This window comes from Deinococcus aquaticus, assembly GCF_028622095.1.
Taxonomy (GTDB): domain Bacteria; phylum Deinococcota; class Deinococci; order Deinococcales; family Deinococcaceae; genus Deinococcus; species Deinococcus aquaticus.
In genome coordinates, this window is record NZ_CP115165.1 from 1,772,835 (window position 1) to 1,793,774 (window position 20,940).

The 20,940-nt window shown below is 69.8% G+C and carries 17 protein-coding genes; 7 read left to right on the top strand and 10 right to left on the bottom strand.

Annotation, left to right across the window (positions count from 1 at the left end; genetic code table 11):
• The first annotated feature begins 48 nt into the window (after positions 1–48).
• The gene (locus M8445_RS08620; protein WP_273987369.1) at positions 49–936 is read left to right on the top strand and encodes a hypothetical protein; all 888 of its coding nucleotides are present in this window, start codon (positions 49–51) and stop codon (positions 934–936) included.
• A 33-nt stretch (positions 937–969) separates the two neighbouring features.
• Positions 970–1,287 (top strand): non-heme iron oxygenase ferredoxin subunit, encoded by a 318-nt coding sequence (locus M8445_RS08625; RefSeq protein ID WP_273987370.1) that lies wholly within the window; start codon positions 970–972, stop codon positions 1,285–1,287.
• A gap of 60 nt (positions 1,288–1,347) precedes the next feature.
• Here M8445_RS08625 and M8445_RS08630 read toward each other — a convergent pair whose 3' ends face one another.
• From M8445_RS08630 to M8445_RS08640, 3 genes are all read right to left on the bottom strand, one after another.
• On the bottom strand, positions 1,348–1,860 hold the full coding sequence (locus tag M8445_RS08630; RefSeq protein WP_273987371.1) for a hypothetical protein: 513 nt from the start codon (positions 1,858–1,860) through the stop codon (positions 1,348–1,350).
• 70 nt (positions 1,861–1,930) lie between these two features.
• Entirely contained in the window at positions 1,931–2,629 is a 699-nt protein-coding gene (locus tag M8445_RS08635; protein WP_273987372.1) for an ankyrin repeat domain-containing protein, read from the bottom strand.
• Positions 2,626–4,053 (bottom strand): serine hydrolase domain-containing protein, encoded by a 1,428-nt coding sequence (locus tag M8445_RS08640; RefSeq protein WP_273987373.1) that lies wholly within the window; start codon positions 4,051–4,053, stop codon positions 2,626–2,628. Before M8445_RS08640 ends, M8445_RS08635 begins: the two co-directional genes overlap by 4 nt.
• Positions 4,054–4,210: 157 nt before the next feature.
• Here M8445_RS08640 and M8445_RS08645 point away from each other — a divergent pair, with 157 nt between their 5' ends.
• The gene (locus M8445_RS08645) at positions 4,211–5,182 is read left to right on the top strand and encodes an SMI1/KNR4 family protein (protein WP_273987375.1); all 972 of its coding nucleotides are present in this window, start codon (positions 4,211–4,213) and stop codon (positions 5,180–5,182) included.
• 101 nt (positions 5,183–5,283) lie between these two features.
• Here the strand turns inward: M8445_RS08645 and M8445_RS08650 are convergent, their stop codons facing one another.
• Positions 5,284–6,456, bottom strand: a complete 1,173-nt coding sequence (locus tag M8445_RS08650; protein ID WP_273987376.1) for an acetyl-CoA C-acetyltransferase — start codon at positions 6,454–6,456, stop codon at positions 5,284–5,286.
• A gap of 142 nt (positions 6,457–6,598) precedes the next feature.
• Here M8445_RS08650 and M8445_RS08655 point away from each other — a divergent pair, with 142 nt between their 5' ends.
• Positions 6,599–7,240, top strand: a complete 642-nt coding sequence (locus M8445_RS08655; RefSeq protein ID WP_273987378.1) for a hypothetical protein — start codon at positions 6,599–6,601, stop codon at positions 7,238–7,240.
• 1 nt (position 7,241) lies between these two features.
• Positions 7,242–7,469 (top strand): helix-turn-helix domain-containing protein, encoded by a 228-nt coding sequence (locus M8445_RS08660; protein WP_273987379.1) that lies wholly within the window; start codon positions 7,242–7,244, stop codon positions 7,467–7,469.
• Between the two features lie 133 nt (positions 7,470–7,602).
• Here the strand turns inward: M8445_RS08660 and M8445_RS08665 are convergent, their stop codons facing one another.
• Entirely contained in the window at positions 7,603–8,022 is a 420-nt protein-coding gene (locus M8445_RS08665) for a DoxX family protein (RefSeq protein ID WP_273987380.1), read from the bottom strand.
• 69 nt (positions 8,023–8,091) lie between these two features.
• A complete protein-coding gene (locus M8445_RS08670; protein WP_273987381.1) occupies positions 8,092–8,313 on the bottom strand; it encodes a hypothetical protein in 222 nt (73 codons plus the stop codon).
• A 249-nt stretch (positions 8,314–8,562) separates the two neighbouring features.
• Between M8445_RS08670 and M8445_RS08675 the strand changes: the two genes are divergently transcribed.
• Together M8445_RS08675 and M8445_RS08680 are read left to right on the top strand one after the other, a co-directional pair.
• Positions 8,563–9,327 carry a metallophosphoesterase family protein gene (locus M8445_RS08675; RefSeq protein ID WP_273987382.1) on the top strand — a complete coding sequence of 255 codons (765 nt, stop codon included), beginning with the start codon at positions 8,563–8,565 and terminating at the stop codon, positions 9,325–9,327.
• 95 nt (positions 9,328–9,422) lie between these two features.
• On the top strand, positions 9,423–10,649 hold the full coding sequence (locus M8445_RS08680; RefSeq protein WP_273987383.1) for a hypothetical protein: 1,227 nt from the start codon (positions 9,423–9,425) through the stop codon (positions 10,647–10,649).
• Between the two features lie 80 nt (positions 10,650–10,729).
• Here the strand turns inward: M8445_RS08680 and M8445_RS08685 are convergent, their stop codons facing one another.
• The 4 genes from M8445_RS08685 to rnr all read right to left on the bottom strand — a co-directional run bounded on the left by M8445_RS08685 (position 10,730) and on the right by rnr (position 20,173).
• Positions 10,730–11,425: a Bax inhibitor-1/YccA family protein gene (locus M8445_RS08685; protein WP_273987384.1), complete on the bottom strand. Its 696-nt coding sequence runs from the start codon at positions 11,423–11,425 to the stop codon at positions 10,730–10,732.
• 170 nt (positions 11,426–11,595) lie between these two features.
• Entirely contained in the window at positions 11,596–14,436 is a 2,841-nt protein-coding gene (treY, locus tag M8445_RS08690; RefSeq protein ID WP_273987385.1) for a malto-oligosyltrehalose synthase, read from the bottom strand.
• Positions 14,433–16,295 (bottom strand): malto-oligosyltrehalose trehalohydrolase, encoded by a 1,863-nt coding sequence (gene treZ, locus M8445_RS08695; protein ID WP_273987386.1) that lies wholly within the window; start codon positions 16,293–16,295, stop codon positions 14,433–14,435. The genes treY and treZ overlap by 4 nt, the downstream gene beginning before the upstream one ends.
• A gap of 218 nt (positions 16,296–16,513) precedes the next feature.
• Positions 16,514–20,173 (bottom strand): ribonuclease R, encoded by a 3,660-nt coding sequence (rnr, locus tag M8445_RS08700; protein ID WP_273990873.1) that lies wholly within the window; start codon positions 20,171–20,173, stop codon positions 16,514–16,516.
• Positions 20,174–20,940: the final 767 nt, after the last annotated feature.

Sequence of the window (20,940 nt, forward strand, 5' to 3'; positions counted from 1 at the left end):
AGAACCGTTCAATCCGAGCAGAGCGGGTGAGAGACAGACGGAGTCCGTATGACCCGCACAGCGCCCCGCACCGACCCGGTACGCTGGAGCATGCACACCCTGTTCCGGTCACTCCCGATGGCCCTGGCACTCGTCACGGCGCAGGCCGCCGCGCCCGCCGGGTTGCACCCCACGCTGGCGGTCATGCCGGGCGAACCCACCGCGTACCTGCTGGGCAGCTGGCAGGGCGGCCGCTGGCTGAGCGCCCCACAGACCCGCGCCCGCCTGCAGGGCACCGAGTCGTACCGCCGCCTCGCGCCGGGGGTAACGCCCACCCAACTGCGCGCTGGCGGCATTGCCACATCACTGGGTGCCCCCTGCGAGGACACCTTCGAGGTGCCCGTGCCGTCCCTGCCGCGCGGACTGGCGGTCCTGACCCCCGCTGCCCTGAACGCCCAGCCCCGCCCCGTCACGGAACTGCCCACCCGCAACGCCACGTACGAACGCATCGTGCGCGACGAACTGATCCGCCGGGGCGTGGTGGCCCCGCAGGTCACCCTGACCCGCCTGACCCGCACCGACCTGGACGGCAACGGCACGCAGGAAGTCATCATCGAGGCCCGCCGTTTCCGGGGCGCCAGCGGCGACTTCCCGCCCCCCACCGGGCAGCCCGGCGATTACAGCCTGCTGCTGCTGCGGCACGTGACTGCCGGACGCGCCGTGACCACCGTCCTGGGCGCGCACGTCGCCCCCCGCACCCCCTGGAATCCCGAGAGCAGCGACCCCATGCCCATGGCCACCCAGTACCGGCTGGTCGGCGTGGCCGACCTGAACGGCGACGGCCGCATGGAACTCGTGCTGCACGACGCCTACTACGAGGGCGCGGGCTTCACCGTGCAGGAGTGGACACCCGCCGGACTGCGTCCCACCCCGCTCGATAGCGGCTGCGGTGCCTGAACGCCGGCGCGCCGGGCGCTACACTCGGCAGTCATGAGCGACTCCCAGCGCGTCCTGGCCGGACCCACCACCGAGATGCCCGAAGGCCACCAGAGTACCGTCGACCTGAACGGCGTCAGCGTGCTCGTCGTGAACTTCGAGGGCACGTACTACGCCCTGCGCAACAACTGCACCCACAAGGACTACCCGCTGCTGGGCGGCGACGTCAGTATGGGCCGCATCACCTGCGAGAAGCACGGCGCGAAATTTGAACTCGCGACCGGCAAGGCTAGGACCCTGCCCGCCGTGAAACCCGTGAAGCTCTACCGCACCGAGATCGAGGACGGCGCGGTGTACGTCTCGGAGCTGTAACCGCAGAAGGCGGGATGCCATGACTGTCACCGCGCCCCGCCTTCCTCTCACTGCGTCCCCTCAGAATCCCCGGTCGCCGTCGCCGCGGACCTGATGCTCCAGTTCGCTCGGCTCGCCTTCCGGCAGGTCGCCCGGACGCTGACTCACGCGGGGCGGTCCCTGCTCGCTGGGCGGCGTGTACCCGGGATTCGGGTCTATCGCCGCCTGACGCGTCTCCAGCGCCGTGACCGTGGACGCCGTGATCCCCACGCCCGCCGACGGCACGATGGCGTCCAGGTGCTCGCCGCCCAGGCCCGCCACCGTCTGCGCCCCGGCGAACTCGGCGTCCTGCTGCGCGTGCTCCATGGCCACCACATCCCGCGTGGCGAGGTGATCGAACTGCCCCGTCACTTCCCTGGCGTCCGGCACGTCTACCGGTGTGTACCGGCTCTCGTCGGCGCTGCCCACGCGGTCACCTTCGGGCGTGGTCGTGTACGCCTCCTGATGGTCGTCCTTGCGGTCCGGGGTGTCGAAACCCGTCTGCGCGCCGTGCTCACCCGTCAGGGGAGCGTTCCCACTACGTTCGTTGTCCATACCCGCCAGTCTGCGCCGCCCCGGCCCGCCCGCGCATTCCGGCTTTCTTCAGGCACTCCGGCCGCAACCTTCAGGAAAGTGCGCCCGGCCCCGACTCCAGCGCGTTCGCCAGCGCCGCGTGCCCCTCTTCCCGCGCCAGATCCGCCGCGCTAAGACCTTCATCCTCCGTGCGTGCGCCCACCCGCGCCCCCTGCGCCCGCAGGAACGCCACGAGGTCCGCGTCCCCACTGCGGGCCGCTGCCATCAGCGGCGTGAACCCACCCTGCTGCGCGGCATTCACGTCCGCGCCCGCCGCCACCAGCGCCCGCGCCAGCCCCGCGTGCCCCCCGGCCACCGCCGAATGCAGCGGCTGCACCCGCATGGCATTCCGGCTGACCGCGTTCACGTTCGCCCCGCGCGACAGGAGTTCCTGCGCGGCTTCCATGCGACCGAAGAACGCCGCGAGTCCTAGCGGACTGAACCCGTCGCTGCCCACGCCGTTCACCCGCGCCGGATCGGCGTCCAGCTCACGCGTCAGGGCCGCCCCGTCACCCAGCGCCGCCGCCGCAAACACGTCCAGCGGCGCACCCAGCTCTGCGAGCACCCGCGCCATGTCCGCCCGCCCGTACGACACCGCGAACAGCACCGGACTCGCCCCCAGCGGACTGGACGTGCCCAGCAATCCCGCATCCGACGCCACCAGCGCGCGTAGCAGCGCCTCATCCCGCGTCTTGATCGCCAGGAAGAACGCCGCCTCCTGGTCCCCCACCACACCCGTGCCGTCAGTCATGCGCCCAGGGTAGAGGCTCGGGCACTCAGCGTGTGGTCCTCGCCGTAGTGTGGGGCGCACAGTTGCACGGTCAGCGCCGCGCCCGGCCCGGCCCAGCGCACCTCCCAGCGCGCCCCGTCCTCGATCAGCAGCAGGGTCAGGACCAGCGCGCCGTCTGCCTGCCACCCGGCCCGCACCGTGAGCGCCACGTTCACGCCCCAGGTGGTGATCCGGCCGTCCTGCCAGCCGTTCAGCCGGAACGGGACGGTGTGCGGCGTGGCCCCGAGGATGTCCAGCGTGCCGCGCCCGCCCGAGACGGTCAGCTGCGCGGACTCCCAGCCCTCGCCGTTCGGGTCGAACACGAACTGCGCCTGCACGTCCCGCAGTGGGGGCGGGTCGAGAAGGTCCGGCACGTCCAGCGTGAGGCCCGCGCAGCGCACCCGCAGCGCCTCCTCATCTGGACTGGGCGGCAGGGGAGAGGGCTGAAGGCGGCCCAGCAGGTGTGTCCAGGTGTGATCCAGCACGCGCTGCATGTTCCCCACGCCCGCCGTGACGGCCAGCACCATGTCCTGTTCCGGCATCACCACGCAGAACTGCCCGAACGCGCCGTCCGCCCGGTACGCCCCGTGACGGCAGCGCCACAGCTGATACCCGTACCCCTGCGCCCAGTCGCTGTTCCCGTCGCCGGGGTTCGTGCCGGGCGGAACGTGTGCGGCACTCATGGCGTCCACCCAGGCCGGAGCCAGCACCTGCCGCCCCTGCCACCTGCCCCGGTTCAGGAGCAGTTGCCCGAACCTCGCCACGTCCCCGGTGCGCAGGTGCAGGCCCCAGCCGCCCAGATCCACGCCCTGCGCGTTCGACGGCCACGCGGCCTCCCCGATGCCCAGCGGGTCCAGCAGGCGCGGCGTCAGGAACTCCAGCAGGGTCTGCCCGGTCACGCGCTGCACCAGCGCCGACAGCAGGAACGATGCGCCGCTGTTGTACACGAAGTGCGTGCCCGGCGTGAACTCGACCGGCTGTGCCAGAACGGCCCGCACCCAGTCCTCCTCACCCGCCGCGTACAGGACGTCCGTCGTGTCTGCCGCGTGCCCGGTGCGCATGGTCAGCAGGTCCTCGACCCGCATGGCCCGCAGGTGCCCGCCCACCACCTCCGGCAGCGCGTCGGGGAAGAAGTCCACCACGCGGTCATCCAGCCGCAGCCGACCCTCATGGATCAGCAGGCCGGCCCCCGCCGCCGCGAACGCCTTGCTCAGCGAGTACAGGTGATGCACCCGCCCCGGTACATACGGAAACCAGTGGCCACCGGCCAGCACCCGCCCCGAGCACAGCAGCGTGAACCCGTGCAGTTCCAGTCCATCCGCCGCCAGCGCGTCCAGCCACGCCAGCATCGCCCCGGACGGCAGACCCAACGACTCCGGCGAAGCTTGATCAGGTGAAAGAGGCACGCCCCAGGGTAGGGGACATGCCTCTGCGGCGGAATCCGCCAGTTGGCGCACCTGCCGGTGATCTTCCGTGCTTGGGACTTGATGCCTTGCACATCGTTGCCCTGCGGTCGTCCAAACCCGCAGTCTCTCTGCTGCGCTGTTCGTGCCAGGATGCCGCATGCATTCCCCGATTCAACTCCTGAACGAGGCAGGCGTGACCTTCTTTCCGCCTGCCACTATGGCGCAGATTCAGGTTGTCGAAGACAGACTCGGGATCCCCGTTCCAGACGAGATCAGGGCCCTGTACCTTGATCACGATGGGGAGCAGGAGAGTATGGATCCTGTTCTCCTGGCGAGACTCCAGAGCCTCGCTGAATTGAGCAACACCCTGGACGAGATGGACGAATTCCTGCTCAATGAGGCCCCGACTCTCCGAGGATTGTTCGTGCCGCTATGGTCGGACGACGGCAGTAATTACTTCGTGTTCTTCCTGAGCGGACCCGAGCGCGGAATGATCGGCTGGACGAACCATGAGGAGCCGTGCTTTATCGCGCCACACTACCGGACCATGGCTGGGTTGTATGCGTCTCTCGTGTCGGCATATAACCGCAACGGTTTCGAGCTTGAGCGAGAGTACACCGGAGACTCTGGGATAGGTGAACGTGAAGGGCGAGTGTTCGACGCGCACCTTGCCGCCTACGATCCTGCCTTGGACGCGTCGGTACGGGATTACCACGGGGCATTCCTCCTGACCTTGTGTCCTCTGGGCCGTGAGCATGAGCTGCTGCCTTTGTTGCAGGACGATCGCCTGGCGGTCCTCACGGGTAACCTTCTGTCCCGGCGGGAATGTCAATGGGTATTGCCAGCGCTGATTGAAGCCGTGAGAGATTTTGCCTCGGACAGTTCCATAGCGTTCAATCTGCTGAATGCCATCACCGACCTGGACGCCCCGAACACCGGCGAGGCGCTGGTAAATCTGGCGCGCGACTACCCCGTCGCATTGAGCGCGCACTATCTGGCCGAGGCGCTGCAACGCTGTGGCTTCAAGGTGGAACGTCCGCAGAATGCACAGGGTCGTTTCGTGCAGGCCCGGATCAGCGTCGAGACGGAACCTGACGGTTGGCTGGTCCTGGCGTGGGCAAACAGTTGATGGACGTGCGGCCTGCGCAGGGACGCTGAGCGGCATGTGAAAGACACGCCCCCATTTCTGGGGACGTGCCTGCACAGTGGAATCCGCCAGTTGGCGCAGCGTTACGCCCGCGCGCGCACCACGATGGCGATGCCCATGCCGCCGCCGATGCACAGGCTGGCGACGCCGGTTTCCTTGCCCAGGCGGCGCAGCTGGTGGATCAGCGTGACGAGCACGCGCGCGCCACTGGCCCCGATGGGGTGCCCGAGGGCGACGGCGCCGCCCGTGACGTTCACGCGGGCGGGGTCGGCGTTCAGGTCGCGCACGACGGCCAGGGACTGCGCGGCGAACGCCTCGTTCAGTTCGAACAGGTCTACGTCCGCGACCGTCATGCCGGCGCGGTTCAGGGCGACGGGGACGGCCCTGGCGGGCCCGATGCCCATGATGGCGGGGTCCACGCCGATGGCGGCGTAACTGGCGATCTCGGCCAGGATGGGCAGCCCGTGCGCCTGGGCGTATTCCTCGCTGGCGACCAGCAGCATGGCGGCGCCGTCGTTGATGCCGCTGGCGTTCCCGGCGGTGACGGTGCCGTCCTTCCTGAAGGCGGGGCGCAGTTTGGCCAGGGCCTCGGCGGTGGTGGCGCGGGGGTACTCGTCGGCGCTGAAGGTGGTGGGGCCCTTGCGGCCCGGCACTTCCACGCTGACCAGTTCGTCTGCGAAGAAGCCTCCGGCCTGCGCGGTGGCGGCGCGGTTCTGGCTCTCCAGGGCGAAGGCGTCCTGTTCCTCGCGGGTCAGGTTCCACGCCTCGGCGATGTTCTCGGCGGTGATGCCCATGTGGTACCCGCCGAACACGTCGGTCAGGCCTTCCGAGAGGATGGAATCCAGCGCCTGCGCGTGCCCCAGCCGGTAGCCTTCGCGGGCGCGGGGCAGCAGGTACGGCGCGCCGCTCATGCTTTCCGTGCCGCCCGCGAGGTACAGCTGCCCGTCCCCGGCCTTGATGCCCTGCGCGGCGCTGATGACGGCCTGAAGGCCGCTGCCGCACACGCGGTTGACGGTCAGGCCCGGCACGTCATTGGGCAGGCCCGCGCCGATGCCCACCTGTCGGCCCACGTTCATGCCGTTTCCGGCCTGAAGGACGTTGCCCACGATCACGTCGGCCACGTCCGCGCTGTTCACTCCGTCCAGCACGGCTTTCGCGGCCGTGATGCCCAGGTCAGCGGCCGAGACGTGTTGCAGGCTGCCCATGAAGTTCCCGATCGGCGTGCGCTTCGCCGCCACGATCACCAGTTTGCTCATGCCCGGAGAATAACGGTCGTTAGGGGGCCGCGCCGGTCACCGGGGTGGGAACGGAGGTGGGTATGTCCGCTTGACGGCCTGCGAACCGGGAAGCATATTGAAAAACGATAATATCGATTATCAATAAAACCCTGGAGGCTCCATGCTGACCCCCGCCCGCGCCCAGACCATCCTGTCCTTCACGCTCACGGTCATGCTGATCCTGACTGCCCTGTCACTCCTGCTGCTCCTGCTGGGTGGCCTGTTGCAGCACACGTTCAGTCTGACCCTGCCCCTGAACCTCACCCTCGACCTCGCAGGCGGTCAGTACGGACTGTCGAGCGTGCACCTGCCACTCGCCGACCTGCCGATCTGGGTGAAAGCGGCCTGGATGGTTAGCATGGCCCTGCTCTTGACTGGCCTGATCGCCCTGCTGTGGGGCGCCCGGCAGTTCACGCGCCGCCTGCTGAGCGACCCGTTCCACCCCGCCAACGCCCGCGACCTGACCCTCGCCGCGCGACTGGCTCTGTCATGGCAAGGCCTGTCCCTTTTGGCCCCATTCGTGAATCGCTGGCTGATCGCCCAGACCCACCCGCTGGACGCACTGAACCGCCAGTTCCCGGCAGATGCCGTCATATCGGGACAAGAAGTGGCCCTGACCACGTCTTTCGGCATCCTCGGCGTGAATCTCACGCCCCTGCTGATCGCCGCGGCCTGCGTGCTGTTCTCCGCCGCCCTCACCCAGGCCGCACACATCCGCGAGCAGGAACGGCAACTGCGCGCCGAACAGGAACTGACGGTCTGACATGCCCATCCGCGTGCACCTCGACGACCTGCTGGCGCAGCGGGGCATGACCCTCTCGGAACTCTCCTCGCGGGTGGAGATCACCCTGGCGAACCTCAGCATCCTGAAGACCGGGAAGGCCCGCGCGGTGCGCTTCAGCACCCTGGACGCCCTGTGCCGCGCGCTGGACTGTCAGCCCGGCGACCTGCTGGTGTGGGAAAGCGGCCCGCCCGAACAAGACGACCCATGATACGCACGCCGCTCAAATGGTTTGCAGAACCATTCAATCCGAGTGGACCGTAGTAGGAGCAGGGCGGGTTCCGGGCGTGGAGTTGGCACCCCAGTGGTGTTCCGGGTTGTCAACGAAACAGACGGAATCCGTATCAGTTGGCGTGCGTGTAACCCCTGGGCGCCGCGTCTAGGCGCCCCGCGCGCCACACGGCCCACATCAGCAGCGGTTGCAGCGGCAGCCTCGCCCAGAGCGCCCAGCCGGGCAGCCCGAACTGCTGCGGGTGCTGCGCCATGTTCACGTTCGCGGGCAACACCGCCAGCAGCAGGGCCAGCAGGCCCCAGCGGGCTGCCGGGCGCGTGGCGGGGTGCAGCAACCCCAGGCCGCCCAGCAGTTCGGCCGCGCCGCTGAGCAGCGTGGCCGACCGCGCGGGCAGGGGCACCCAACCGGGCACGATACTGTCGAACACGCGCGGCGTGACGAAGTGCAGCGTGCCCGCTCCGACGAACAGGGCGCTCAGCAGCAGGACGCCGGGCGTGGGCCGCTGAAGTTCACGGGTGGGTTGATCGGGCATGGCGCAGCCTCGCGCATTTCACGGCAAAAGAAAAGGAGCCCGTAGGCTCCAGAAGAAAGTGAAAAGGGTTCAGCCGTTGCTGGAGGGCACGCTGCGGGCTTCCTCGCGGTCCTTGAGCTGCTTGTCGCTCAGTCCGTCGTCGTTGTTGCGGGGGGCTTTCGCTTCGCGGTCGTTGGCGCTCTTGACGGACGGGTCGTTGTCGTGCTCGATCTCGTGCACTTCTTTCTTGTCACGGTCGTAATCCTGGGGCTGGCTGGTGTGGCCCTTGTTCTTGTCGTCTTTGTCAGGCATGCCCTTACCCTGACAGGCGGCCGCGCGTTCTTTCTGGGGGCGGCGTGAATGCCACTTGATCTCTGAAGCGACGCTCAAGGGCGCGGCGCTGCGTACACCCGCGCCCAGGGGTGCGTGCCGTCCGGGTTGGCCCAAGTTGCGCGGGTCTGTCCGGCCAGCGTCACCCGGCCCGTTAGTACAGACGCACGGCCGGCAGGCTGCCCTCGTATCAGTGTGGGGGCCGCGCGGCAGGCGCTACCCTGCGGTGCGATGAGGGCCGCAGTGATCAGTGATGTCCATGGAAACGCCTTTGCGCTGGAGGCCGTGCTGCGAGAGGTCCGCGCCGCCGCCCCGGACCTGACCGTGAACCTGGGTGATCAGGTCGAGGGCAGCGCCGACCCGGCCCGCGCCCTGAGCATGCAGGCGGAACTGGCGGCGGCCGGGGCGCTGGAAGTACGCGGCAACAACGAGGAGAAACTCTGGCCGGGGGGCCGCCGCTCACCGCTCTCCATGTCGTACGGGGCGTGGCTCGCGGCGAATACCGACCCGGCCCTGCTGGCGCGCGTGGCCGCCCTGCCGCTGACTGCGCGGGCCGGGGACCTGCTGGCCTTTCACGGCACGCCGGACAGCGCCTGGGACAGCCTGCTGTGGGTGTGGGACACGGACGGGTACTACCGTGCACGCGACCCCAGGAGCCTGCTGGCGCTGGTGCAGCCGCTGGACGCCGCCGTGGTCGTGTGCGGGCACACCCACCGCCCCGGCGCGACCCGCGTGGGCGACACGCTGGTCGTGAACGCCGGCGCGGTCAGCGATCAGGTGGACGGCGACCCCCGCGCCCGCTGGACGCAGCTGGACCGCGTGAACGGCCACTGGAACGTCACCTTTCACGCCGTGCCGTACGACATCGAGGCCGCCGTCGCCTGGGCCGCCACGCACACACCCTTCGGAGGAGGGGAGGGCAGCCTCCTGAGAACCGGCACCATGGACGCGCGCGGCGACGGCGTGTGGGAAGGCCCCACCCCCGCCCCCGAATGACCGGAGAACTCGGGGTGAGGGCAGCAGCCCCCTGCGCCGCGCGCTGCCGGGCCGGGGTCCGGTCCTGACCGCCCGGCGCGCGGTACGCTGACACCATGCACAACAGGGCGGAGCAGGCCAGGGCGGGACAGATCAGCACAGGACGGAGCAGCGCAGGACCGACTGGGGCGGAACAGAACGGGGCGGGACGGCGCAGGACGGAGCAGCAGGCCACGGGCAGCCGGGCGCGGCTGGGTGCGGCGGCCCTCCCGGCGCTGCTGCTGGCAGCCCTGGCCGGCAGCGCCGGAGCGCAGGCTGCGCCCCCCTGCGGCGGGACTCCCGGCGTGCCCGGCTGGGCCCGGACCGCCGCGTACCGGGGCACGCTGGGCACGCTGCCCATCGCCCTGCAACTCACGCCCGGCCGCTTCGAGAGCCGGTACTTCTACGAGCGCCGCAGCCTCGACATCTCCCTCGAGGAATTCCGGTCGGGCGAACAGCTGATCCTTCAGGAGACCGTGCGCCTGGCACGCGGCGGTGACAGCGTCGTGACCGGCTGTTTCACGCTGATGCCGGCCGCCACCGGCCTGAAAGGCACCTGGCAGGCTCCCGGCGGCCGCGCGGCGCAACCCGTGACACTGAACGCCCTGAACGCCCTGAACCTGCCGCTGAACCTGCCGTCCTCGCCGGGCCTGCAACGCCTGCGCCGCGACGACCCGCTGGCGTTCCTGAAACTCAACCGCACCTGGGTCCGCAGCGCCTCCAGTGTCCGCGAGCCGCTGTCCGGCCTGAGTTACCCGCGCGTGCCGGCCGCCAGCGCTCCCCTGAACGCCGCGCTGCAGGACCGCCTGCTGGAGAATGCCGTGAGCGCCCTGGACTGCCGCAGCATGCTCCCACAGGACCTTCAGAGCGGCGACGGGGCCGGGTACGAATTGCAGGCCGCCGTCACCCTGCAGCGCACCCGCCTGCTGAGCCTGCGAGAAGACGTGTACTACGACTGCGGCGGCGCACACCCCGACAACTACAGCCTGGGCCTGATCCTGGACCGCGCCACGGGCCGCGAGGTGAGCCCCGCCGTCATCTGGCCGAAACTCACGGCGGCACGCCAGCAGAGCCTGTACCTGACCGGCGTGCGCCGTCAGGTCGAAGCCGACTGCCTGGATGTCCTCACGCAGTCCACGCTGGATTTCACGGCCAACCTCACGCCGGCCGGCCTGAACCTGACGCCCACCAGCCTGCCGCACGTGGCCGCCGCCTGCGCCGAGACGGTCGTGATTCCCTACGCTGCCCTGCGCCCGGACGTGAACGCCGCCAGCCCTTACTTCCCGGACCTGTACGCCCGCTGATACGGACTCCGTATGAGCGGCACAGAGGTAACAAAACAGCCCCGGCATGACGCCGGGGCTGTTTGTTGAGGGGTTGAAGATCAGTCGCGGCTGCTGCCACCGATGCCGAACAGGCGCAGGATGAACAGGAACATGTTGATGAAATCCAGGTACAGGGCCAGCGCGCCGTTGATGGCGGCCCGCTCGGCCTGCTCACCCTGAATGCCGCTCAGGGCGAGGTTGCGCAGCATCTGGGTGTCGTAGGCGGTCAGGCCGGCGAACAGCAGGACGCCCACGATGCTGATGCCCAGCGTCAGGGCGCTGCTGGCCACGAACAGGTTCACGATCATGGCGACGAACAGGCCGATCACGGCGAACATGAAGAAGCGGCCCATGGCGCTCAGGTCCTTCTTGATCACGAAGCCGGCCACGCTCATCAGGCCGAAGGTGCCGGCGGTCGTGGCGAACGCGGCGGTCACGGCGCTGGCGTCGTAGGCCAGCAGGATCGAGGAGAAGGTCAGGCCGGTCAGGGCGGCGTACGCGACGAACAGCACGCCGGCCAGCGCGCTGGGCAGCCGCTGCGCGCCGAGGCTCAGGACGAACACCAGGGCCAGCTGCGCGATGATCAGCGGCATGCGCAGGTTCAGGACCTGCAGGGCGAGGACCTCGTTACTGGCGGTCAGCCACGCGATCCCGGCCGTGAGGGCCAGACCGGCGGCCATCCACGAGTACGTGCGGGCCATGAACGTCCGGACGAGGTCCGTCGTGTTGGTGCGGGTGGTGGGATAGGTCTGCATACACCCCAGAATACGCGGGGAGCCTGAGGCGAGTTCCCGGTTTGACGGGCGGTCCCTGAGCGTGCCTTTATCCCCGTGGGGCCGGTCCCCGACCGTGTCTCCGCACCCGGCCTGAAGGGCTGAGGTGGCCCATTCAGACGGGGGAAGGAGGAGCCGGGCCGGGGGGCGGGTTACTCGCGGATCAGCAGGGCCAGCGGGAAGTCTTCGAGGACCTTGGCGAGCGGCACGCGGGCGCCGCGCACCTTGAGGCTCTCGCCGGTCAGGACGCTCCGGTACGTGCCGGTGGGCAGGCTGATCTGGCGGGTGCCCCAGACTTCTGCCATGGCCCACGGCGTCTGTTCGCGGGTCAGGGTGAAGGTCAGGCGGGGCGCGACGGTCACGGCCACCTGCCCGGCGTGCTCGCGGCGGAAGGCCAGCGCGTGCCGTCCGGCGTCGATGGAGTGGTAGGCGCCGCTGCGGAACAGCTCCGGGTGCTGCGCGCGGGCGTGCAGGGCGGCCCAGGTGACCATGACTTTCACGTTGCCGTCCTCGAAGCTGCCCAGCAGGCGGCGGGCCAGGGCGTGGCCTGCGCCGCGTTCCAGTCTGCCTAGCGTGCGGTTCAGGGCGGCGTAGTCCACGGGGCGGCGGTTGTCGGGGTCAACCAGACTCTGGTTCCAGCCCTCGCTGCCCTGGTAGGTGTCGGGCACGCCGGGCGCGGTCAGGCGGACCAGCGCGGCGCTCAGGCCGTTCTGCGCGCCGTACGGACTGATCCGGCCGTGCAGTTCCCGCAGGGACGCGGCAAAGGCGTCGTTGCCGAGCAGGCCGCGCACCATGGCGTCCAGCGCGGCCTCGTACTCCTCGTCGGGCGCGGCCCAGCTGGTCCGGAGTTTCGCCTCGCGCGCGGCCTTGAGCAGGTACGCGCTCAGCCGGTCCGGGAAGTCCGTCAGGTTGCCGTCCAGCGGGTAGGCGCCCAGCGCGTTTTGCAGCAGCACGAAGGCGTCCAGCGTGGTGGGGGCGCGGCCCAGGTCCAGTTCGGTTTCCAGGGACCGGATCAGCGGCGACCAGCGGCTCAGGTACGCCGCCCAGGTCTGCGGCATCTCCGACAGCACGCTGATGCGGGTGCGGGTGTCCTCGCCGCGTTTGGTGTCGTGCGTGCTGCCGCCCAGCATTGCCTGCGGCCAGTGTTCCGCGCGCGCCGCGACCGAATCATGGAAGGACCGTAGCGGCGTGCCGAACAGCGCCGGGTCGCCGCCCACCTCGTTCAGGGACAGCAGACGCGCGTAGCGGTAGAAGGCCGTATCCTCGGCGCCCTTGGCGGTGACGGGGCCGGTCAACTGCTGGAATTTCAGGGTGAAGTCCGCGTACGCCGCGCGCGTCGGCTCGTCCGGGGCGTTCAGGGTCAGCACCGAGTGCAGGTAATCGAACACGCTGGGGTCCAGCGTGGCCCCCGCCCGTCGGTTCTGCACGCGGGCGTCGCGGATGGCGTGCCCGATCTTGGCGTCGTCGCCGGGTTCGCGTTGCCCGTCGGCGCGGATGTACGTGCGGTACACCGGGAAGGTGGCGATCACCTCGCGGATCGCGGCGCGCAGGGTGCTCAGCGTGAAGTCACGGGCGCTGCGGTCCGCCTCGGCCAGCCGCTCCAGGTGTTCGGCCAGCACGTTCACCTCGCCCGGCAGGCTGACCCGCTGGATCAGGTGCTTGCCGTGGTACAGGTGCTCGCTGTACGGCGCGCGGTCCCCGGTGAAGCGCCGGTATACCGCGCTGACCTCCTCCTCGTTGGTTCCGTCCACGAACACGCCGTTCAGCTGCGCCAGGAAGTCGTACCCGGTCGTGCCGTGAATCGCCCAGTCGTTCGGAAGCTGCTCGCCGGGCTCCAGGATCTTCTCGGCGACCACGTACAGCGGCAGCGGCCCCCCGGCGTCCAGCGCCTGCGGGTCCAGGCCCAGGGCGTGCGCCGCGCCCGCCTGCAGGCCCCGGAAGTACCCGGCCGGGTCGAACAGCCCGTCGGTATGGTCGAGCCGCACGCCCTGGATCAGGCCCTCGCGCAGCAGTTCGAACAGCGTGGCGTGCGCCCAGGCGAACACGCGCGGGTCCTCCATGCGCAGCGCCGCCAGGTCGTTGATGTCGAAGAACCGGCGGTAGTTGATCTCCTCGGCCGCGACCTTCCAGAACGCCAGCCGGTAGTTCTGCTCGCTGATCAGGGCGTCCAGCTGGTCGGGGTCGCCGTTCGCGGCCGTCACGGCCTGATCGAGCGCCGAGCGGACGGCGGCGGAAGCCTGCGCCAGTTCACTCAGGCGGCGGGTCATGACCTCGACCTCCTGCGCGCGGATCACGCGGTCCGTGTCGGTCAGGTCCCCGGTGGTGCTGCGCGGCAGGTTGTCCACGCTGCGGCGGATGCTGGCCAGTTCCGCGCGCACGGCGGTATCGGCGCTGCGGGGCAGGGCCGCCTCGACCCAGCTCAGCAGCCGCGAGAGGCTGCGCGGCGACAGCGGCAGCGTCCGCTCCCAGTACTGCAACGTGAAGTGCCCGCCCTCGCGGCGCAGTTGCAGTTCGCCGCGCTCCAGCACCCGGCCGTACTGGTCGCCCAGCACGGGCAGCAGCACCCGGCCGTCCAGCGCGCGCTTGAGCGGGTGCCACGAGATGTCGAAGAAGTGCGCGTAGCGGCTGGCCTGCCCGTGGCGCAGCACGTCCTCCCAGTAGGGGTTGTGGCCGCCCTGGATGCCCATGTGGTTCGGCACGAAATCCACGATCAGGCCCAGCCCGAGTTCCCGCGCGCGGGCCGACAGGCGGCGCAGACCGCCGGGACCGCCGAGCTCCGGGTTGATCTGCGTGTGGTCGGTCACGTCGTAGCCGTGCGTGCTGCCAGGGGTGCTGGTCCAGATGGGCGAGAGGTACACGTCGGTCACGCCCAGCCGCTTCAGGTACGGCAGGACCCGCCGCGCCGCCGCGAAATCGAAATCACGGTGCAGTTGCAGGCGGTACGTGGCCGCCGGAAGGTGCGGCATGGGCGCTGCCGGTTCGGCGGGCGTCATGCGTCCTCTCCGAACAGGATGGCCTCACCGGGTTGCAGGGGCCGCCCGGACAGACTGGCGGGGGCCGCGCTGCCCGTCAGGTCATCACCGGAGCGCAGCATGACCCGCGCCGGCAGCGTGAACGGCAGACCGGCAGGGGCGTCCAGCGGCGTTTCCCCCAGGTTCCACAGCAGCGCGCGGGTGCCCTGCGGGGTCGTCCACTGCACCCACAGCGTCCCGGCACGGCGGCCCGTGGCTCCGGCCTCGCCCGGCACGTCCAGCGACCCGGCGCGCACCGCCTGACGGGACCGCACGCTCAGGACCGGGTCCTCGCGGCGCAGGCGCAGCAGCGTGCGGTACAGCGCCAGCGTCCGCGCGTGCTCCCCGGCCGCCGGCTCGGACCAGTCGAGTTTCGCGCTCTGGAAGGTCGCCCCGGCCTGCGGGTCCGGCACGTTCTCCCCGCTGAAGCCCGAGAAGTAAGCGAACTCACGCCGCCGCCCCTCGGACACCAGATGCCCCAGTTCCCCATGATGGTCACTGAAGAACGGGAACGGCGTGCCCGCCGCCCACTCCTGCCCCTGGAACAGCAGCGGCGTCATGGGCAGCGTCAGCAGCAGCGTGCTGGCCCCCAGGTACTCTTCCAGCGTCACGCCCTGCGACTGGTGCAGGCGGTCGCCCAGCGCGCGGTTGCCCACCTGATCGTGGTTCTGGATGCAGTACACGAAACTCGGCGCTTCCAGCGCGTCGGCCGGCTCGCCCCGGTGGTGCTCCTCGCCCGGCACGTTCCAGAACTGCCCCTCGTACTTCCAGCCGCGGTTGATCACCTGCGCCAGTTCGGCCGCGCCTCCCTGGAAGCCGCCGTAGTAGCCTTCGTGCTCGCCGGTCAGCGAGACGCGCACCTCGTGGTGAAAGTCATCCACCCAGATGCCGTCCAGGCCGTACCCGGTCACCAGGGCCGGGTGGTTGCGGTGATCCTCGGCCAGCATGACGTGCAGTCCGCCCAGGGCGTGCACCGCGCTGGCCAGCTCGCACAGGATGTGCACGTCGCTGTCGTCCTGCATGGCGGCCGTGGCGTCCAGGCGCAGGCCGTCCATGCGGTAATCCTCCAGCCACATGCGGGCGTTGCCGGTCACGTACCGGCGCATGTGCTTCTCGGCGTAATCCAGTCCCTGTCCCCACGCGGTATGAAAGCGGTCTGTGAAGTACGACGGGCTGTAGCTGGGCAGGTAGTTCCCGTCCGGCCCGAAATGGTTGTACACCACGTCCACGAACACCGCCAGCCCCAGCCCGTGCGCGGCGTCCACGAAGGCCATCACGTCCTCCGGGCGGCCGTACGGCGCGAACGGCGCGTACAGCGCCACCCCGTCGTACCCCCAGCCGCGCGCGCCGGGAAAGGCGGCCAGCGGCATCAGTTGAACGGCCGTGACGCCCAGGTCCTTCAGGTACGGCAGGCGCTCCAGCGCGGCCCTGAAGGTGCCCTGCGGCGTGAAGGTCCCCACATGCAGTTCGTAGAACACGCACCCGTCCAGCGGCAGTCCCGCCCAGTCCGTGTGCTGCCACGCGAAGGCGCTCAGGTCCGCGACCTCGGCCTCGCCGTGCACGCCGTCCGGCAGGGACCGCGCGTACGGGTCCGGGACAGCCTGACCGTCCAGCACGAACTGGTAGCGCGCTCCGGCCCCGACCGGCAGCACCGCCTCGAAGTACTCACCGGGAAGCGCTTCCATCGGGTGAAGCTCGCCGTTCACCCGCACCTGCACCTGCGAGGCGAGCGTACTCCACACACGGAAGCGGGTCTGCTGCCGGCCGGGCAGCAGGTGCGCTCCCAGCCTCGACTGCAACCGATCTGCCTGCCCCGCCTGATGTTCCTGTACGTCGCTCATGATCTCACTCCTTGGCACGCCACCCAACAACGGTGACCATCAAGTCAGGCTAGACGCCCCACTACCCCCCACCATGAGAACCGCCTCAATGCAACATGAGCAGTTCCCCCTTCAATCGGAGCCCGTATGAAACAGAGGGAGCGGCGCAGCAGGGGTGATTCCCCGCGCGCCGCTCCCTCTGACTGTTCTGACGTTAGGCCGGGTGTCAGCCGTGCCTGTCAGCTCTGCGGGCCGCTGCTGCCGTTGCCCCGGCGGCCCCGGCGACGGCGGCGACGTTTCGCATCGTCCGCGCTGGTGGCCGTTCCGGCCGCCGTGTCGGGCACCTGGGCCGTCACGGACTCCCGCTGGGTGTTCTGCGCGCCGCGCCCACCCTGCGGACTCTGGCGGCCGTTCACGCGCTGCACCGCGCCACGGTCACTGCCGCCCCGCGTGAAGCTGCGCCCACCGCGGTCCGCGCCACGTTCGGCGGCCCGGTCACCCCGGCCGGCCGGGCGGCTCCCACGGCCTCCCTGACTGTCCTCGGGCGGCATGTTCTCCAGCGTCCAGTCCCCGAAGTACATGCGCTGCACCGTGATGTTCACGGGTCGCAGGTGCTCGTTGCGGGGGCGTTCCAGCGTGATCACGCGGCGGCTTCCCCGGCCCGCGCTCATGCTGACGCCGCCGAAGGTCCGGCCACGGCCCTCGCGTCCACCCTCACGGCCGTCACGGCCACCCTCGCGGGGACCACGGCCACCACGGGGCGCGCGTTCCTCCTGGGCGGGCGCGGCGGCCTGCTGCGAGGGGTCCTCCAGCGTGAACTTCTTGGGTTCGCTCACGGCAACGGTCTGCAGTTTCTCGCGTTTCTCCTGCTCGCGGTCTTCGCGGCGGCGGGCGCGCGGTTTAACGGGTGAATCCATGTCGGTCTCCTGATGAATGTCGCCCGGTCGGTAATCCGGGCTGGTCGGGTCGGCCAGCGTGAAATCCGTCTGGCGGGCCAGGGGGTTCACGGTACCAATGGTCACGTGCACCGGGTCGCCCAGGCGGTACGAGCGGCCCCGGCTGCGGCCACGCAGCATCTGCGCGTCCTCGATGAACGCGTAGTAATCGTCGTCCAGGTTACTGATGTGCAGTTTACCTTCCACACCGTTATCCAGCGCCACGAACAGCCCGCTGGCCACCACGCCCGACACGTTCCCGGTGAAGCTCTCGCCCAGGTGCTCCTGGGCCCACTTCGCCTGGTAGTACTTCGTCAGGTCGCGTTCGGCCTCGCTGGCCGTGCGTTCGCGGTCACTGGTGTGGTCGCCCATGGCCGGCAGGCGGCCCTGGAGTTTGGCGACCTCGCGGTTCCCGGCCTTCAGTTCACCGCTCAGCATGCCCTTGAGCACGCGGTGCACCAGCAGGTCCGGGTAGCGGCGGATGGGACTGGTGAAGTGCAGGTACTCCTCGAACGCCAGCCCGAAGTGCCCCAGGTTCTCCCCGGCGTACTTCGCCTGCTGCATGCTTCTCAGTAGCAGCGTGTTCACCACGCTCTCGCGCGGCGTGCCCCGTACCTGCTTGAGCACCGCCTGGTACGCCTGCGGCGTCGGCTCCCCACCGGGGAACGAGAAGCCCAGCCGCCCGATGGCGTTCGTCACGTCCTGGAAGCGTTGCAGGGTCGGTTCCTCGTGAATGCGGAACAGCGCCGGAATCTCGCGTTGCAGCAGTTCGTGCGCCACGACCTTGTTCGCCAGCAGCATCAGGTCCTCGATCATGCCGCGCGCCGTCTCCTCGCGGATCGGGATGAGTTCCATGCGGCCGTCGGCGCCCACGTCGACCTTCACCTCGCGCAGCTTGAAGTCCAGCGACCCCTCACGCAGACGCTTCTGGCGCAGCTTGGTCGTGATCTTCAGCAGCAGGTGCAGGTCCCCTTCCAGCTGACGGGCCTGCTCGGGCAGCGTGGCGGTCGCCTCGCTGTACGCCTGCACCTCGTCGTATGTCAGGCGGGCCTTGGAGTTGATCACGCTGGGCGCGATCTGCACCTTCAGGATCTCACCCTCAGCCGACAGTTCCACCATGGCCGTCATGGTCAGGCGGTCCTCGTACGGCACCAGGCTGCACACGCCGTTACTCAGGTGCTCGGGCAGCATGGGTAGCACGCGCCCCGGCAGGTACACGCTGGTCGCGCGGGCGTACGCCTCGTCGTCCAGCGGCGTGCCCTCGGTCACGTAGTGGCTGACATCCGCAATGTGAATGCCGACCACGAACGTCCCTTCCGGCGTGGGCTGAATATGAATCGCGTCGTCGAAATCCTTCGCGTCCCGGCCGTCAACCGTGAATATATTGAACTCCCGCAGGTCCAGGCGGCCTCTGAGGGCCTCCTCGGGAATCTGCTTGGGAATGGCGTTCGCCTGCTCCTCGACCTCGGGCGGGAACTCGCCGCGCAGACCGAACTTCACGATTACGGCCTCCGTCTCGGTCACGGGATCGTCCTCGGCGCCCAGCACCCGCGTGACCTGCCCGAAGACCTCGTCCTCGCCGGTATTCTCCGGCCAGAACAGTTCCGTGACCACGCGCGCGCCCGCCTCCAGCTCGTCCAGACCGTCGGGCAGCACCAGAATGCGGTGCCGTGCCCGGTGATCGTCCGGCTTGAGAATCGGGTGCCCGTGATGGAATTCCAGCGTCCCGACCAGCTGTTTGTATGCGCGCTGCACGATCCGCACGACGCTGGCGCGCGGATTCCCGTCGCCCTTCTGCCCACGGCGGGGCCCGCCGCTGCGGCCCGTGTCGCCGCGTCCCTCCATGCGCACCAGCACAATGTCACCGTTCCAGGCTTCCATGGTCTGCTCGGCCGGAATGTAGAAGTCGTCGCCGCCACTGTCCGGAATCACGAAGCCGAAGCCCGCCGCAGACGCCTGGAAACGCCCGCGCACCAGACTCATCGCCTCGGGCAGCCCGTACGTCTTCTTGCGCGTGCGGATGACCTGCCCCTGCTCGACCAGCGATTCCAGCAGGTCCGTCAGGTCCCGCCAGTTCCCCAGGCGGCGGATGGTCTGCCGCGTGAAGGTCCGCTCCAGGTCCTTGACGTGCACCGGGCGGCCCAGCTTGCGCAGCTGCGCGACCACGATGTCCCGCGCCGGGTTCGCTTCCAGCATGCCCGTCCCGTCGTCCGCCTCGTCCGAGGCAACCTCGCTGTCCGCCTCGTCTCTCCCGGCACCGTCGCTCCCGGCACCTTCAGCCAGTGAGAACTGATCATCCGGGGTTTCGTGAGGCGCGTCAGCCGGGCTGATCTCGCCGCTGGACTGGACCCCGGCAGCTGCCGGAGTCTCGGCCGGAGCGTCGGTCAGCTCCTGCGCGTCGCCCTGCACGCGCGGCTTGCGGCCACGCCGGGCCGGTTTCGCCGGAGCGTCCGCCTGCACGGCCCCGGCGGCCGGAACGGCCTGCTCGCCGATGGCCTCCACGCCCGACAGCACGTCCGGCAGCGTCTGATGCTCGGGCAGCGCCGCGCGGCGACCACGCCCGCCCCGTTTCTTCGGCACTTCCAGAATCACGGGATCAGTCGCGGAGTCCAGATCAGCGGCCTTCAGACCGGTAGGGGAGACGACCTGAGGCTCTGCGGGTGATTCGGCCCCGGGCAACGTTTCCGTGCGGGGCTTGCGGCCACGGCGGGCCGGGCGTACCGGCTCCTGCGCCGCGCCGATCTCAGCACCGGACTCAGTGGCGATCCGGGTGGCGACCACACTGGCCGGTGACTGCTTCGTCCCGGCGGGGCGCCCGCGACCACGGCGGGGCGCGGGGGCGTCCACGACGGGCTGGTCATCTGCTGATCCGGCGGCCACTTCCGGCACCGGCACCTGGGCGACAGGTGCGTCAGCAGCGGTCAGTTCGGCCGCAGGTGCCTCAGGGGCAGCCGCTTCGGGCATGACGGGAGCCACCGTTTCCGCGCGGGGTTTACGGCCACGGCGGGGCTTCACGGGCTGCCCGGCAGTCTCACTGGCAGTGTCAGCGGCAGGGCTGACCTCGCTCACCGTCGCGGAACGGTCAGCGGCACGGCGGCCACGTCCGGACTTCGCTTTCGCAGTGTCGGCGTTCACCTGCTGGGACGCCGGCACCTGCTGGGACGCCGGAGCTTCCACCGCACTGCTGTCCGTGCTGGTCAGGACTTCGGTGGGCTGCACGTCGGCTGCACCGTCAATGGTGAGGGCGCGTTTGCCACGCCCGCGTTTCGCCGGGGCCGCAGGAGCGGGGGCCGCGTCTGCCTGGGCCACCGCCTGCGCCGCAGGCTGGGCCGCAGTTCTGGTGCGGCGGGCCGTGCTGGCCGCCTTCTCAGGCTTGGCTGTCCGGGTCGTCTTTTTCTGTCTGGGTGAAGCCACGGCAGTCCCGGTCTGTACGGGATCGGCAGCCGGCGCGGCGACCTCGCTGCTGGTGATGGTCGTTGTGGGGGTGGCCTTACGGGCCGTTTTTCTGGGAGTTTCTGCCAATGCACTCGCCTCCGGGCGGGGTTGAGCGCCGCTGGAGCCGCGGCGACCTGCGCCCGCAGGCTTCCGGGCCGCTCTGGATGCGCCGGTCGCGGCGGGCGCGTCCGGCTGGCTGGTCGTGGGGATCGTGGCGTCCGCCTCGGGTTGGGTCGCGGTCACGTCCGGCCGCTGCTTCTGCTTGCGCTGCACTTTCTGGGTGGCCCCGGCGGCGG